Below are 14,184 nucleotides of genomic sequence, written 5' to 3'. Positions count from 1 at the left end.
GCAAGGGCATGACAAGCATCGGTTTATTCGGCGCGTCGGGGCGGATGGGGCAGGCCATCGCCGAGGTCGTGTGCGAACGCGACGACGTGAATATCGTCGAAGACGATTGCGACGTCTTCGTGGACTTCTCCGCGCCGGACGGGCTTCAGCGCCACCTCAACATCGCCGTCGAGGTTGGAAAGCCTATCGTGATCGGCACCACGGGGTTGGGCCCTGACCATCAGACTTTGATAGACCATGCGGCTGAGAGCATTCCGGTGCTGCAGGCGGCGAACACCTCCCTGGGCGTCAACCTCCTCGCCCATCTCGTGCGCGAGGCGGCGGCGCGGCTGGGGCCGGATTGGGACATCGAGATCGTGGAGATGCACCACCGGCACAAGGTGGACGCGCCCTCCGGCACCGCGCTCTATCTCGGCAAGGCCGCCGCCGACGGACGCGGCGTCGACCTCCAGAAGGTCAGCGACCGCGGCCGCGACGGCAATGCCGGGCCCCGGCAGGACGGCGCCATCGGCTTCGCCGCTCTCCGCGGCGGGTCGGTTGCAGGCGACCATCAAGTGATTTTCGCCTCAGACGGCGAGCGGATCGAATTCGGCCACCGCGCCGAAAGCCGCACCATTTTCGCGAAGGGTGCGGTCGAAGCCGCGGCCTGGATCATGGACAAGCCGGCGGGGCGCTACAGCATGGCGGACGTGCTGGGGCTGAAGTGAAGAAGGAAGCAGTTGCGGAATTCTACCGGCGCCTCACCGACCGCATCCCCAATCCCGAAACCGAACTCGAATATGTGAACACCTACACCCTGCTGGTGGCGGTGGTGCTGTCGGCGCAGGCGACGGATGCGGGCGTCAACATCGCCACGCGGCCGCTGTTCGAGACGGTGCACACGCCGCAGGCGATGGTGGAGCTTGGTGAGGAGCGCCTCCGCGACGCGATCAAGACGATCGGTCTCTTTAACACCAAGGCGAAGAACGTCATCGCATTGAGCCAGATCCTGGTCGACAGATATGGCGGCGAAGTACCCGCCGATCGGGACGCGCTGCAGGCACTTCCCGGCGTCGGGCGGAAGACGGCCAATGTCGTGATGAACACCGCCTTCGGCGCCGAGACATTCGCGGTGGACACGCACATCTTTCGTGTCTCGAACCGCACCGGCCTTGCTCCTGGCAAAAACCCGCTGGAGGTAGAGCTAAAGCTCGACAAGGTGACGCCGCCGCCCTACCGGCGCGACGCCCACCACCTCCTCATCCTCCACGGCCGCTACGTCTGCAAGGCACGGAAGCCCGAATGCTGGCGCTGCGTGGTCGTCGATCTATGCCGCTACAAACCGAAGACGCCACCGCCGGGCAGCGAAACGACAGCGCCAACGAAACTTCGGCTTGCCAGAGCAAAAGCCACTAGCCGCTAGGAGCGGCACCGGGCAGCAACGGTAGAGAATGAGCCTCGTCAGGCCAGTCCCCCTTCAAGAATGTGTCGATTGCGGAGAGCGTCTCGTCCGGCCGCTCGTATTGGGGAAAATGACCCGAGCCATCCACGAATAGGATCCGCGCATTCGCCTGGCCACGCACCCATTCCTCGTTGCCGGTCCGCGAAATGTTATCCTGAAGCGGATGGATCACCAGCCGCGGAATCGTAACGCGCGGCAGCGAGGCGCTCCAGTCGAAGCCGTCGATCGATCGGAAAAGGCCGCCGAAATAGGCGCCAAGCGTATTGGGATGCTCATTGGCTGAATCGCACACGTCAGGCACAAGAGCCGCCTTGGTCCTGTCTGCGAATAGCGCCGGAAGCGTAACCAGGTTTTCGGCTCTGCAATGGGCGGCTGGGTCGTCGACAAACTCGCCTGCCTTTACCCGTTCTTGCAGTGCATTCCAGGCGCTGCCGTCGATGCGGCGCCGGCGGTCCGCCATCATTTCGGCGTTATAGGGATTGAAGCGGGGCGTGACCGGCGCAAGCTGTACCAGGCGCGTCACTTTCCCCGGATTGCGGAGGGCGTAAACAAATGTTTCCATGCCGCCGCCGGACCAGCCGATGATTGCTGTGCGTTCGGCGCCGACTGCCCTGCGCACCGTATCGAGGTCGGTCAGCAAGAGATCCAGGGAGACCTTATCCGGTGAAACCGCTTGAGACCGTCCCCGGCCGCGGGGGTCATAAGTGATAACGCGGCGGCCGACTGCCAAGGCATCCAGAGATGTGCCGTGGAAGAGCGCAAAGGGCGCGATGACTGTCTCGGGACCTCTGCCCGCGGCACGATAGTATAGCCGCACTCCATCGGGAGTGACCGCATACCCCTCCTCGATCGGCGCCGCGCTGTGTGGCGAGCTGGGATTTCCGAGCCGCCCCGCACTCTCGGGTCCATTAACATTCACCGGTGCACAACCGGTCGTTGCCGCGAACAGCATGATTGCCGCGCCGACAGCGCCCTTTTGCATCCTATTCATCGATCCTCCCCTCGCCTGCGATTCCGGCCTTAGCTGCGACTCCACCTACCGTCCCATGTTCGATAGTCGCACAGCCTTGTTTACCCCTTACACGCTTTGCCGATGGCTTCATCCGGCCTTCTAGCACCGCGTTCTTCGACAAATGCCATCGGCGCATAGACAAGCGTCACTCTCCGCCGGGACTGAGGAAGTTTCCAGCCTCAAAGCCACTAGCCGCCCGTCCGGGCCTTTGCTAAGCGGCAGGCCACGCACCCGTAGCTCAGCTGGATAGAGCGCTGCCCTCCGAAGGCAGAGGCCAGAGGTTCGAATCCTCTCGGGTGCGCCAGCTTCCGCTACAGTTTCGGCGTCACGCGCAGCTCTCCTTCCGGCTTCGGTGCCCTGTTCCGAAGGCTGGTCCTTCGCTCTGCCTGAAGCTTCGAGAAGGTCTGGAGCTGATCAAGGGCCTGTCCCGAAAGAAGCGATTGCGCCCTGGTGAAGCTGTAGCTGGGATAGTCGCCATGGTTGCGCATCGCCTTCCAGGCGTTTTCATATTCCGGGAGGGGCTGATTGAACGCGACTTTGACAAGCCGCTCGATCATGTCTTCGGTCGCAGCCATCGTGTTGCGGTAGCGAACCCAATAATGATTGTTGAAGTTGAAGTTCTTCACGATTTCATCGCCCGTTGCAGCGCCCCGCGCGGCAACGCGCTTCAATATCTCCTCGGGCATGTCGAGGTTGAGGCCGCCCTCGCCCGGTCCGAGCGGAACATGGGCGATGCGGTCGCGGTAGCCCGGCGCCCGCACCTGGATTAAGTCGCGCCATTCCCGAACTGTAGAGACCATGGCGCCGGTGAACGATTTCATCTGGCTGAGCGGCGAGGTGTCGCGGAACGGATAATAGGTGGACTGCCACCCTTCCCGGTTCGTCTTCGGTATTCTCGGCCCCGGAAGCTCCTCTTCCGCCTCGAGCTGAGGATAAACGAGATTGAGGGCGAAGGTGGGCCAGCGGGGCAGCGGCGTGTCGAAGAGATGGATCGGGAAGTTGAGCGTGAGCCCGCCGTCCGAGAACCAGCAGACGTTCATCCCGATAAGGTTGCTGTGCGGCCGCTCGGCCTCCGAACCGGCGCTCTGGAGCTGGTCTGGATCGTCTTCCGCTTCGCGCGGTGCCCGGCCGGAGGAAGGTTCGGCCCGCTCGTATCTCGGCACGTAGAGAGGAATGGCGCTCAGCAGCAGGGGAAAGCTGAGGCTCATCCGCGCGGCCATGACGACCGGAAACTCTTCGGGCGGAGGGATGAGGTGATAGATACGGCCATCATGTTCGATGCGGTCCGTCTCTGCGGAATGGCTTAGCAGATGCTGCACAACGGCCGGTGGAAACAGGCGGCGGAATTCGTCTTCCAGAAAGTAGAAGCGTTTGCCGTCGAGCGGCATCCTGTGCGGCTCCCGGTGGGAGATATTGGAGCTGAAGGCGACGAGGTCGACAGCGCGCTTGCTTTCCGGCTCCCCGTCATAACGGGGCGCTTCCCACAGGTCGCGGAACAGCAGCGGACGATCCACGTCCACACCGGCGAGAGTTCGCGTCCAGTAATGCATCCATTCGGTGAGCGCCGGCGCGCCCTTCCCGTTCGAAAGGCCCGAACAGATGCCGAAGAAATTGCCGCAGAGAATGCGCGAGGCGCGCGCCGGAAATCGCCATGCCGCCGCCCAAATGGCCGCAAGCACCATGCCGGGCGTGGCGGCGGCAATCGCGATGATCAAGGCTATGGAAAGGTCCACATGCCATGACCGCGAGGCGATCCACGCGACCGCGGCCGCGGTCACGGCCATGGCAAGCAGCGCGAGGATCGCCGGAACCGGCGAAGTACGCAGAAGCAGGTTCGAGAGGGCCACCAGCTTGGAGCGGCCTGCGGCGACGCCGTTCGCTCCGGCCAACAGGCCCTTGGCGGCAGGCGCAGGCTGGAAAAGACCGCGGATGAAGCCCTCGCTGGTGAGTTCGTCCGTCAGCAGCCTCAGGCCGCTGAAGCCAGTCTTGCCGTCGGAATGGCCGTTACGACGTCCGACCTCGGCAGCCGCCGTCATCACTGCCGCAATCGCGCCCGCGGACGTGCCGCCGATCTGCTTGAAGCCATAATGGTCCGAAAGCTTCAGCACCGCTTCGGGATAAACGAGGCCGCTGGTGATGCCGCCCTTCATGACCACGTCGCAATATTTTTCCGGCATAAGCCTCCCGCCTGAATGACTGCCATAGTGCCGCAACTGGAGCAGGGCTCAAGCGGGATTACACGCATCGGCGGTTGCGCGTTCGCCGATCCATCGTGCAGAGGAAGCGTCTGGTTTGATCAGGTCCGGGATAATGGCCGCGCGTACCGCTGATTTCATTGTCATTGGAGGCGGAATTGCGGGGGTCTCGGCGGCCTGCAAGCTCGCGCGGCATGGCAAGCCGGTGCTGCTCGAGGCTGAGGAAGCGCTCAGCTACCATTCGACGGGGCGAAGCGCGGCGCTCAGCCATTACGGGATCGGCAACCGGACGGTGCGGGGGCTCACTGTTTTTTCGCGGCGCTTCTTCGAGCGGCCGCCGGAGGGCTTTTCCGACGCGCCGCTGTGCCGTCCAACCAAGGCGTTGTTCGTGGCCCGCGAAGAGATGATGGAGGCGCTTGAGCAGCTGTTTCGCGAGATGCCGCGGTTCACCAGCACCATCAAGCGCACGACCGAAGCCGAGATCCAGGCTCTGTGCCCGGTGCTGAAGACCGGCTCCGACGCGATCGTCGCCGGCGTGATGGATGCGGGCGCGGTCCGGCTCGATCCGGAAGCATTGGTGCAGGGCTTCGCGCGGAGTGCGAAGGCGGCGGGCGCAGAGGTGCTGACCGGCCGACGCGTCGCCGCTGTCGAACGGCAAGGCGATGGCTGGACCGTCCGCACAGAAGACGGCGACAGCTTCAGCGCGCCCATCCTCATCAACGCGGCGGGCGCCTGGGCTGACCAGATCGCCGAACTGGCAGGCGTCCGGCCGCTGGGGCTGTTCCCGCTTCGCCGGACGCTGATCTTCTTCGATCCGCCACCGGACATGGACACAAGGGACTGGCCATTCGTCAAAACGGCCGTTGACGATTTCTACATGCAGCATGATGCAGGGCGTCTGATGTCCTCACCCGTAGACGAGGTCGCGAGCGATGCCTGCGACGCGCAGCCGGAGGAATATGACGTCGCGCTCGCCGCCTCGAAGGTCGAGGAATATACGACCCTTGAAGTGCGGCGGGTGGCGAACCGGATGGCCGGGCTCCGGAGCTTCGTCGCCGATCGCGTGCCTACCGCTGGCTTCGCGCCTGATGCGCCGGGATTCTTCTGGCTTGCGGGCCAGGGCGGCTACGGGCTTCAGACCGCGCCCGCCATGGCAGAGATCGTCGAAGCATTGGTGACGGGCGGGGAATGGCCGTCGGGGCTCGCCGCGCTGGGCGTTACGCGCGAGAAGATCGGGCCTCAGCGTCTGTTCAGCCAGAAATCCTGAAACCAAAAGAGGCTCGCCCCGTTCGAGCGACATAGCTAGAAGGATGTCCATGCGACCGGCCCAGCGCCTCCGTCTCCCAGGCCTCACCTCCTGATGCTCTACCGCGACACTCCCGTAGCCGAACCGTTCGAACCCGCGCCGGCAATACCGCCGGCAGCGCCTGTGCCTGAGGATCCGCAGGCGGCGGCGAAGCTCCGGCGCAAGATAAAGCGCATTGCCGCCATCCTCCTTGCCCTGTTCCTGGTCCTCATCGCCTGGCTCGCAATCACGGCGCCGCTGTCCCGATCGCTGCAGCCGATCGCGGCGCCGGGGATTACGCTGGTTGCTGCCGACGGCACACCGATCGCCCGCCGCGGCGCCGTTACCGACAAGCCGGTGGCGGTCGAGGACCTTCCCGACCATGTGCCGCAGGCCTTCATTGCGATCGAGGATCGTCGCTTCTACAATCATGCCGGCGTCGATCCTTGGGGCATCATGCGCGCGGCGGTGAAGAATGTCGTCGCTGGCGGCGTGGTCGAAGGCGGGAGCACGATCAGCCAGCAGCTCGCCAAGCTCGCCTTCCTCAGCTCCGACCGGACCTATGGGCGGAAGGCGCAGGAATTCATCATGGCCTTCTGGCTGGAGGCGTGGCTCAGCAAGGACGAAATCCTGTCGCGCTACATGTCGGGCGCCTATTTCGGCGACAATGTCTACGGCCTCCGTGCCGCCTCCCGCCATTATTTCAGCAAAGACCCGGAGAATCTGACGGTCGAGCAGGCGGCGATGCTCGCCGGCCTCGTCAAGGCACCGTCGCGGCTTGCGCCGACCAGTAACCTGAAGGCCGCGCGGGAGCGCGGCGACGTCGTCGAAGCGGCGATGGTGGATGCGGGCTTCCTGACCGAGGCCGAGGCCAAGAAGCTGCCGAAGGCCAAGCTGAAGGTGACACGCGGCGACGAAATACCGACCGGCACCTATTTCGCCGACTGGGTCTTCCCGCAGGCCCGTGACTTCGCCGAGGGCGTCTATGGCGAGCAGACGATCAAGACCACGCTCGACACACGCATCCAGCGGAACGCCGTTCGCGCCATACAGCGGGCGGGGCTCGGCAAGGCGCAGGTTGCTTTGGTCGCGATGCGGCCGAATGGCGAGGTCGTGGCGATGGTCGGCGGCAAAAGCTACCGGCAGAGCCCGTTCAATCGCGCAACGCAGGCCCGGCGCCAGCCCGGCTCCACCTTCAAATTGTTCGTCTATCTGGCGGCGCTCCGGCGCGGCCTGACGCCCGACACCTCAGTCGTAGATGCGCCCGTGACCGTCGGCGACTGGTCGCCGAAGAATAGCGGCGGCGTCTATCGCGGGCAGATCACGATGCGGGACGCCTTCGCCTGGTCGTCCAACGTCGCCACCGTCCGGCTGTCGGAGCGGGTCGGCCGCGACAATGTCATTCAGGCCGCCCGCGACCTCGGCGTCACGGCCGAGCTTCGCAACCATCCGAGCCTCGCGCTCGGTACGTCTGGCGTAAGCCTGATCGAAATGGCCGCCGCTTATGCCGCGATCGCCAACGGCAGCTATCCGGTGAAGGGCTATGGCCTTCCGAAGCAAGAGGATGACGGCGGCTGGTTCGCGTCCTTCATGGACGATCAGAGCCGGCTCGGCCGCCGCATTCAGCCGATGATGCTCGACATGCTCTGGCAGGCGGCGAATGTCGGCACCGGGCGCGCCGCCGCGCTCAACGTCGACACGTTCGGCAAGACCGGCACCAGCCAGGACAATCGCGACGCTATCTTCATCGGCTTTGCCGGCGACCTCGTCACCGCGGTCTGGATCGGCAATGACGACAACAGCCCGCTTCGCGGCATCCAGGGCGGCGGCCTTCCGGCGCGCATCTGGCGCGACTTCATGACGGCATCTGTGAAGGGCGCCGCACCGTCGCGCCGCGTCGTCGCTCCGCCGCAGCAGGAGCCGCTGCCGCCGGCAGGCCCCGACATCCGGGTTCAGCCGGGCCGCGTCACCGTTCCGATCGAAGGCACGGGCTATGAGGTGGGCGTGGACTTCAGCCGCGAATCCATCGGCATCTCCGCCCGCCCGACGCAGCCGGACGGTGGCGAACGGCCGCAGCCGCGCGAGCCCGTATTCGAGCCGCAGGCCCTGCCGCCGCCGGAGAACGAGCCGACCGAAGAGGAATGAAGCTCCTGACGGCACCGTAACGGCCCTGCCGCGTTGTGCGGGCGTGGGCGATGGCGAAAAAGACAGGCTTGCCGAGGAGCGGACGGACCTGGCGCAGGACCGGACCCTGCTCGCCAACGAGCGAACCTATGCCGGCTGGCTTCGTACCGGAATGGCGGGCGTCGCCATTGGCCTCGGCTTTCAGGCGCTGTTCCAGACGATGGAGCCGCAATGGGCGCCGCGGGCGATCGCGACCGCTTTCCTGCTCATTTCGATCTTCATCTTCATATCAGCGGAGCGGCGCGCCTGCGCGGTGCAGAAACGTTTCCATCCGCATGAGGTGGAGCCGTTCAAGCTCGTCAACCTGCGGCTGATCACGATTGGAGTAGTCGCAGCGACGCTGGCGCTGATCGCCGCGATATGGCTGCTGGCATGAAAAGGGGCGGCAGCCTCGACAGCGTGCCGCCCCGGAGGGAAGGCTTAGCGGGCCCGGCGATAGTCGGTCCGAAGCTTCCGCGAGTCGTAATATTTCTTCGCGGCCCAACCGCCCGCAAGAGCGAGGCCCAGCGGCCCGAACGCGCGGCGCGCAACCACAGGCGCAAGCGCGCCGAGCAACATGCCCTTGCCGCCGCCATAACGGCCTGCAACCCGGCGGCCCACCGCCGCACCGATAATCTTGCCGATCATTTCCTGTCTCCGTTCCGTTTGAACTTGTTACGGAAAGAGCGCCGGACGAACCCGATTGTTCCGCTTGAGCCCTTGCGGACGAGGAGAGGAAGAGCATGACCGACCCGACACCGCCGATGAGCCATCGCCTCTTCATCGAACGGCTGGTTATCGCCATTGCGATTGCCGGGGTCGCCTTGCTGCTGTGGCGCCTCCGCGACCTGCTGCTGCTCGTTTTCGGCGCCGTTCTGGTGGCGGTCATCCTTACCGTCATCGCACGGCCTTTCCGTGAGCGGCTGAGGCTTCCTTCGGCGCTCGCGCTCGCTCTCGCCGTACTGATCCTCCTTGCGCTGTTCGGCGTCGCCTTCTGGATGTTCGGGGCGGAGGTGATCGGCCAGTCAGCGGCGCTGCAGGAATCCATACCCCGCGCCTGGCAGACCCTCCTGCAGCGGCTGGAGCCGCTTGGGCTCGCCCAGCCGCTTCGCGACCTCGCCGAAACCAGCGGCGGCGTCGTCTCGCGGATCGGCGGAGTCGCCATGTCGGTGGGAAGCGGCCTTGCCGACACCCTTTTGGTGCTGATCGGCGGCATCTATTTCGCGGCGCAGCCTGATTTCTACCGCCGCGGCGTGCTGAAGCTGGTCCCGAAGCGGGGCCGCGGCCTCGCCGCCGATGCGATCGACGACAGCGGCAAGGCGCTGCGGCTCTGGCTGTTCGGCCGCATCATATCGATGGCGATCGTCGGGCTGCTCACCGGCATCGGCCTGTGGCTGCTCGGCGTCCCGGCGGCGCTGACGCTGGGGCTCGTCGCGGCGATCCTCGAGTTCATCCCGTTCCTTGGGCCCCTTCTGGCGGCGATACCGGCGCTGTTGCTTGCGGTGGCCACCGATCCGGCACTCGCCCTCTGGGTCGCGGGCCTCTATCTGCTTATCCAGCAAATAGAGGGGAATGTGGTCGAGCCGCTCGTGCAGCAACGCGCCGTCAGCCTGCCGCCGGTGCTCCTGGTCTTCGGCCTTGTTTCGGCCACCCTGATCTTCGGCGCGGCGGGCATTATCCTAGGAGCGCCGCTTACGGTCGTGCTGTTCGTGCTGGTGAAGCGTCTCTACATCCGCGAGGCGCTCGACACGCCTTCGCCGATCCCCGGCGAGGACCAGACCTAGTCGAGGAACAGCTCGGCGCAGGCTTCCACGACCGCGTCGGCGTCGAGGCGATAATAGCGGTAGAGGTCCTGAAGCGAGCCGGTCTGGCCGAAGCGGTCGAGGCCGAGCGGGCTGACGCGGTGGCCTGCGACACCGCCTAGCCATGAGAGGGCGGCGGGCGAGCCGTCCAGCAAGGTGACCAGCCCCGCATCGCGCGACAACGGCGCCAGCAGCGTCTCGATATGGCTTGGTTCGGCACTCTTCCCGCCCCAGCGCGCGCTGCGGCGGTTGCTCCAGCCGCGGTGGAGAAGGTCGGGCGAGGTGACGGCAAGAAGGCCGAGGCCAGGCATGTCTTCCTGCAGCGCGTCCCAAGCGGCAAGCGCCTCAGGCGCGATGGCGCCGGAATAGACGAGCGCCGCTTCCGCTCCTGGCGCGGGGGCGCGGAGCCAGTAGCCGCCCTGAAGCGCATCCTCCTTCCAGCTGTCGTCCGTCCGCTCGATCTGGCGGATGCTGCGCGTGGTGAGGCGGAGGTAGACGCTCTCGCCCTCCTCGCTCTGCATCAGGCGGAAGCCTTCCTCCATGAAGAGCGCGAGCTCGTCGACGAAGGCGGGTTCGTAATGGCGGAGGCCGGGCTGGCCCATGGCGATGAGCGGCGGGTTGATCGACTGGTGCGCGCCGCCTTCGGGCCCGAGCGTCACGCCGGACGGCGTAGCTACCAGCATGAAGCGGGCGTCCTGATAGCAGCCGTAATTGAGCGCATCGAGGCCACGGGCGATGAAGGGATCGTAAACCGTCCCGATCGGGAACAGCCGCTCGCCGAAAATGTCGCCGGCAAGGCCCAGCGCCGCAAGCATCAGGAACAGATTATTCTCGGCGATGCCGAGCTCGATATGCTGACCCGCCTCCGTGGCGCCCCACTTCTGGGCGGAAGGGATTTTCGCCGCGGCGAACACGTCGGCAAGCGCCTGCCGCCGGAAGAGGCCGCGCTGGTTCACCCAAGCGCCGAGATTGGTGGAGACGGTCACGTCCGGCGAGGTGGTGACGATCCTGTCGGCGAGGGGTCCGCCCACCTTGGCGAGGTCGAGCAGGATGCGACCGAACGCGGCCTGCGTCGACTGCTCCTCGCCTGCGGGCGGCGTGATAGAGGGCACCTCTGCCACGTTCCAGGGCCGCTCGCGCGCAGCCTTGGCAATGCGGCTGTTTTCGACCAGCGCCTTCACAGCCTCAGCACTGTTGCCGCCGAGGCCTGCCCAGGGCTCCCATTCTTCGCCTTCGGCGACGCCCATCTTCTCGCGGAGCGCAGCAATCTGCGTCGGGTTCATGAGGCCCGCATGATTGTCCTTGTGCCCGGCGAACGGCAGGCCCTGACCCTTGATCGTATAGGCGATGAACAGGGTCGGCACGTCATCCTGCGCGCCGTCGAACGCCTCGACGATCGCTTCCATGTCGTGGCCGCCGAGGTTGGTCATCAGCGCGTGCAGCGCGTCGTCGTCGCGCGCATCGAGGATCGGCTGCACTTCAGGCGCATCCTTCAGCAGCCGCTCGCGCCAGGCCGCGCCGCCGAGATAGGTGAGCGCCGCATAATCGGCGTTCGAGACCTCGTCGATCCACGCCTTCAGCGCATCGCCGCCCTCTTCCTCGAAAGCCGCCTGCATCAGCTTGCCATATTTGAGGGTAACCACGCGCCAGCCGCAGCTTGCGAAAATCTCGTCGAAGCGGCGGAACATGCGCTCGGCGGTCGTGGCGTCCAGTGACTGGCGGTTATAATCGACGATCCACCAGCAATTACGGATGTCGTGCTTGTAGGCTTCGATCAGGCATTCGTAGATATTGCCCTCGTCGAGCTCGGCATCGCCCATCAGCGCGATCATCCGCCCCGCTTCCTCCGGCTGCATCATGCCGTGGGCGAGGAGGTAATCCTGTACGAGGCTGGCAAAGGCGGTGATCGCGACGCCCAGGCCGACCGAGCCCGTCGAGAAATCGACCGGGATCCTATCCTTGGTGCGGCTCGGGTAGGATTGCATGCCGCCGAAGCCGCGGAAATTCTCGAGCTGCTCCCGGCTCTGCGAGCCAAGCAGATAATGGATTGCATGCAGCACCGGCCCTGCGTGCGGCTTCACCGCCACCTTGTCGTTCGGCCCCAGCGCATGGAAGTAGAGCGCGGCCATGATGGCCGTGATCGACGCGCACGACGCCTGATGCCCACCGACCTTCAGCCCGTCCTTGCTCTCGCGAACGTGATTGGCGTTGTGGATCGTCCAAGCGGAAAGCCAGCGGAGGCGATCGTCCAGCAGGCGCAGCGCTTCGATGTCGGGGGCGGTGGTTTTCTTCAGCATGATCGTCTTGCCTCGTAGCAAGCTCACCCCCCGTTTCCAGCCGAAATCGTCTTGTGGCCGGGCGGCTTGCACATGCGGCGGAGCGAAGCCTAAGCTTGGGCATGATCCGCACGCTCCTCCTTTTCGTCGCCCTCGTGCTCGGCGGCTGCGCTACGGCGCCGAACGAGCCTGAGCCCTCTCGTCCGCTCTGGGGAGGCCTAACTCCAGGCCCGCACCGCGTCGGCTTCGATCTTTCCTGGACGGAGGACGGCAGCCGGCCCGGCTGGAACGGCGGCAAGCGGCCGATCCAGGTCTGGCGCTGGTATCCGGCTCGTCCGGGCGGGGAGCGGATGACGCTTCTCGATTATGGCCGGCTTTCGGCGACAGAGGCAGGAGCGCCGTCGGGCTGGATGTCGGACGAAAGCTCCGTCTTCGCGATCGGCGAGGATGCTTTGCCCGCTGGGGGCCGCGAGAAGTTGGCGGCAATCATAGCAGGTGCAGCGCGGAGCGCTCCGGCGGCTCGAGGAAGATATCCGCTCATCGTGATGGGCCCCGGCTGGTCTTATGAGTCGCCCGTCAATCAGCATCTTCTCGCCGAATATCTCGCCAGCCGCGGCTATGTGGTCGTTGCAGCGCCGCTCACCGGCGCGGCTCAGCTGAAGGCCGCGGTAACGCCCGCTGATTTCGACGCGCAGGTGCGGGACATCGACTTCCTGATCGACCGGTTCAAGGCGCATCCTTCCGTTGACCCCAGCCGCATCGGCCTGTTCGGCTTCGATCTCGGCGGGATGAGCGCGGTAGCCGCGGCGACTGGGCGGGATGACGTGGACGCCGTAGTCGGGTTTGACACGGGCGTGATCGCTCAGAGCCTGATCGATCAGCTGCTGACCCCGCGGGGGGTGAGGTTCAGCGAGTTGCAAGTGCCTTATCTTCATGCCACGCGCCCCACTGCGGAGAATGTGGCAAGGCGCCTGCCGCCCGAGACTTTAGCCATCTTCGAAAATGCACCCGCCGAGCGGCTGCTGGTCCGCGTGCCGGGAATGCGTCATGCCGATTACGCGCTGCCCGGCGCGCTGGAGGGGGTCTATCCGGCTTTTTGGGGGCCAGTTCCCGAGAATCCGGCACCCAAGCTGCAGGCGCTGATCCAAACCGCCGGCGCTTTCTTTGACCGTCACCTGAAAGACGACGACACGCCGCTTTCACCGCCGCCGCCGCTGACCCTGCAGAGCTGGCCCGCCGCCCGCTGACGGGCTAGCGATCAGCGCATCGACAAAAGCTTCAGCGGGCTTTCGAGCGCCTTCCGGAGGTCCTGGATGAAGCTCGCCGCGTCCCAGCCGTCCACCACGCGGTGATCGCAGGAGATTGAGAGGTTCATCATCTTGCGGATGTCGAGCTCGCCGTCGACCACCACAGGCATTTCCTTGACCTTGTTCACCGCGATGATTGCGACCTCAGGCCGATTGATGACCGGCGTAGAGACGATGCCGCCCATCGGCCCCAGGCTAGAGATGGTGATGGTGGAGCCCGATAGCTCCTCGCGGCTGGCCTTGCCGGCGCGGGTGGCTTCGGCGAGGCGGAGAATTTCGGAGGCGAGGCCCCAGATATCGCGGCTTTCGGCATTGCGGATCACCGCCACCGACAGGCCCTGATCGGTCTGCGTCGCCATTCCCATGTGGACGGCGCCCGAGCGGTGGATGACGTTAGCATCGTCATCGTAGCGCGCGTTCAGCATCGGATAGTCCGGCAGCACGCGGCACATGGCGGTGATGAGGAACGGAAGCAGGGTCAGCTTCGGATTGCCGCCGCGGTCATTGTTCATCATCGCGCGGGTCTGTTCGAGCGCGGTGACATCCACTTCGTCAACATAGGTGAAATGCGGGATGCGGCGCTTCGCTTCCTGCATATTCTCGGCGATCTTGCGGCGGAGGCCAACAACCTTGATCGTCTCGTCCTGACGCCTCGGAGCGCCCGAGCGGGGGACGGAGCCGCCGCTGTACAGGAGATAGGAAT

12 protein-coding genes and 1 tRNA gene are annotated in these 14,184 nt (G+C 65.4%); 8 read left to right on the top strand and 5 right to left on the bottom strand.

The features are described from left to right. Nucleotides 1–8: 8 nt before the first annotated feature. Together dapB and nth are read left to right on the top strand one after the other, a co-directional pair. Complete coding sequence (gene dapB / locus VGD10_RS01335) at nt 9–707, top strand: 4-hydroxy-tetrahydrodipicolinate reductase (RefSeq protein ID WP_331038990.1); 699 nt, start codon at nt 9–11, stop codon at nt 705–707. Next, nucleotides 704–1,402 carry an endonuclease III gene (gene nth / locus VGD10_RS01330; protein ID WP_331038989.1) on the top strand — a complete coding sequence of 233 codons (699 nt, stop codon included), beginning with the start codon at nt 704–706 and terminating at the stop codon, nt 1,400–1,402. Before dapB ends, nth begins: the two co-directional genes overlap by 4 nt. On the opposite strand, the gene VGD10_RS01325 is transcribed toward nth, so the two are convergent. Continuing rightward, a complete protein-coding gene (locus VGD10_RS01325) occupies nt 1,392–2,432 on the bottom strand; it encodes an alpha/beta hydrolase (protein WP_331038988.1) in 1,041 nt (346 codons plus the stop codon). The genes nth and VGD10_RS01325 overlap by 11 nt on opposite strands. 248 nt (nt 2,433–2,680) lie before the next feature. On the opposite strand from VGD10_RS01325, the gene VGD10_RS01320 reads away from it, so the two are divergent. Beyond that, nucleotides 2,681–2,757, top strand: a tRNA-Arg gene (locus tag VGD10_RS01320). A 7-nt stretch (nt 2,758–2,764) separates the two neighbouring features. On the opposite strand, the gene VGD10_RS01315 is transcribed toward VGD10_RS01320, so the two are convergent. After that, complete coding sequence (locus VGD10_RS01315) at nt 2,765–4,630, bottom strand: hypothetical protein (protein ID WP_331038987.1); 1,866 nt, start codon at nt 4,628–4,630, stop codon at nt 2,765–2,767. 133 nt (nt 4,631–4,763) lie between these two features. Here VGD10_RS01315 and VGD10_RS01310 point away from each other — a divergent pair, with 133 nt between their 5' ends. The 3 genes from VGD10_RS01310 (at nt 4,764) to VGD10_RS01300 (ending at nt 8,493) form a co-directional block, all read left to right on the top strand. Next, nucleotides 4,764–5,915 (top strand): FAD-binding oxidoreductase, encoded by a 1,152-nt coding sequence (locus VGD10_RS01310; protein ID WP_331038986.1) that lies wholly within the window; start codon nt 4,764–4,766, stop codon nt 5,913–5,915. 93 nt (nt 5,916–6,008) lie between these two features. Further along, complete coding sequence (locus VGD10_RS01305; protein ID WP_331038985.1) at nt 6,009–8,078, top strand: PBP1A family penicillin-binding protein; 2,070 nt, start codon at nt 6,009–6,011, stop codon at nt 8,076–8,078. A 43-nt stretch (nt 8,079–8,121) separates the two neighbouring features. Continuing rightward, nucleotides 8,122–8,493 (top strand): DUF202 domain-containing protein, encoded by a 372-nt coding sequence (locus VGD10_RS01300; RefSeq protein ID WP_331038984.1) that lies wholly within the window; start codon nt 8,122–8,124, stop codon nt 8,491–8,493. Between the two features lie 44 nt (nt 8,494–8,537). Here VGD10_RS01300 and VGD10_RS01295 read toward each other — a convergent pair whose 3' ends face one another. Next, entirely contained in the window at nt 8,538–8,744 is a 207-nt protein-coding gene (locus tag VGD10_RS01295; protein WP_331038983.1) for a hypothetical protein, read from the bottom strand. Between the two features lie 95 nt (nt 8,745–8,839). Between VGD10_RS01295 and VGD10_RS01290 the strand changes: the two genes are divergently transcribed. Then, nucleotides 8,840–9,880, top strand: a complete 1,041-nt coding sequence (locus VGD10_RS01290) for an AI-2E family transporter (protein WP_331038982.1) — start codon at nt 8,840–8,842, stop codon at nt 9,878–9,880. Here VGD10_RS01290 and VGD10_RS01285 read toward each other — a convergent pair. After that, the gene (locus VGD10_RS01285; protein WP_331038981.1) at nt 9,877–12,195 is read right to left on the bottom strand and encodes a transketolase; all 2,319 of its coding nucleotides are present in this window, start codon (nt 12,193–12,195) and stop codon (nt 9,877–9,879) included. The genes VGD10_RS01290 and VGD10_RS01285 overlap by 4 nt on opposite strands. 101 nt (nt 12,196–12,296) lie before the next feature. On the opposite strand from VGD10_RS01285, the gene VGD10_RS01280 reads away from it, so the two are divergent. Further along, on the top strand, nt 12,297–13,421 hold the full coding sequence (locus tag VGD10_RS01280; protein ID WP_331038980.1) for a dienelactone hydrolase family protein: 1,125 nt from the start codon (nt 12,297–12,299) through the stop codon (nt 13,419–13,421). Nucleotides 13,422–13,432: 11 nt separating this feature from the next. Here the strand turns inward: VGD10_RS01280 and VGD10_RS01275 are convergent. Further along, the coding region (locus tag VGD10_RS01275; RefSeq protein WP_331038979.1) for a dihydrolipoamide acetyltransferase family protein at nt 13,433–14,184 on the bottom strand (752 nt) is incomplete at its 5' end.

Origin of the sequence: Allosphingosinicella sp. (assembly GCF_036402135.1) — a bacterium.
GTDB lineage: Bacteria > Pseudomonadota > Alphaproteobacteria > Sphingomonadales > Sphingomonadaceae > Allosphingosinicella.
Note: the sequence above shows the minus strand (reverse complement) of the source record. Positions and strands in the feature narration are given on the sequence as shown.

What these genes read in the sequence shown, in the direction of transcription:
- VGD10_RS01310 (WP_331038986.1), top strand. Translation starts at nt 4,764, where the DNA reads ATGGCCGCGCGTACCGCTGATTTCATTGTCATTGGAGGCGGAATTGCG.
- dapB (WP_331038990.1), top strand. Translation starts at nt 9, where the DNA reads ATGACAAGCATCGGTTTATTCGGCGCGTCGGGGCGGATGGGGCAGGCC.
- VGD10_RS01315 (WP_331038987.1), bottom strand. Translation starts at nt 4,630, where the DNA reads ATGCCGGAAAAATATTGCGACGTGGTCATGAAGGGCGGCATCACCAGC.
- VGD10_RS01325 (WP_331038988.1), bottom strand. Translation starts at nt 2,432, where the DNA reads ATGAATAGGATGCAAAAGGGCGCTGTCGGCGCGGCAATCATGCTGTTC.
- VGD10_RS01280 (WP_331038980.1), top strand. Translation starts at nt 12,297, where the DNA reads ATGATCCGCACGCTCCTCCTTTTCGTCGCCCTCGTGCTCGGCGGCTGC.
- VGD10_RS01285 (WP_331038981.1), bottom strand. Translation starts at nt 12,195, where the DNA reads ATGCTGAAGAAAACCACCGCCCCCGACATCGAAGCGCTGCGCCTGCTG.
- VGD10_RS01290 (WP_331038982.1), top strand. Translation starts at nt 8,840, where the DNA reads ATGACCGACCCGACACCGCCGATGAGCCATCGCCTCTTCATCGAACGG.
- VGD10_RS01295 (WP_331038983.1), bottom strand. Translation starts at nt 8,744, where the DNA reads ATGATCGGCAAGATTATCGGTGCGGCGGTGGGCCGCCGGGTTGCAGGC.
- VGD10_RS01305 (WP_331038985.1), top strand. Translation starts at nt 6,009, where the DNA reads ATGCTCTACCGCGACACTCCCGTAGCCGAACCGTTCGAACCCGCGCCG.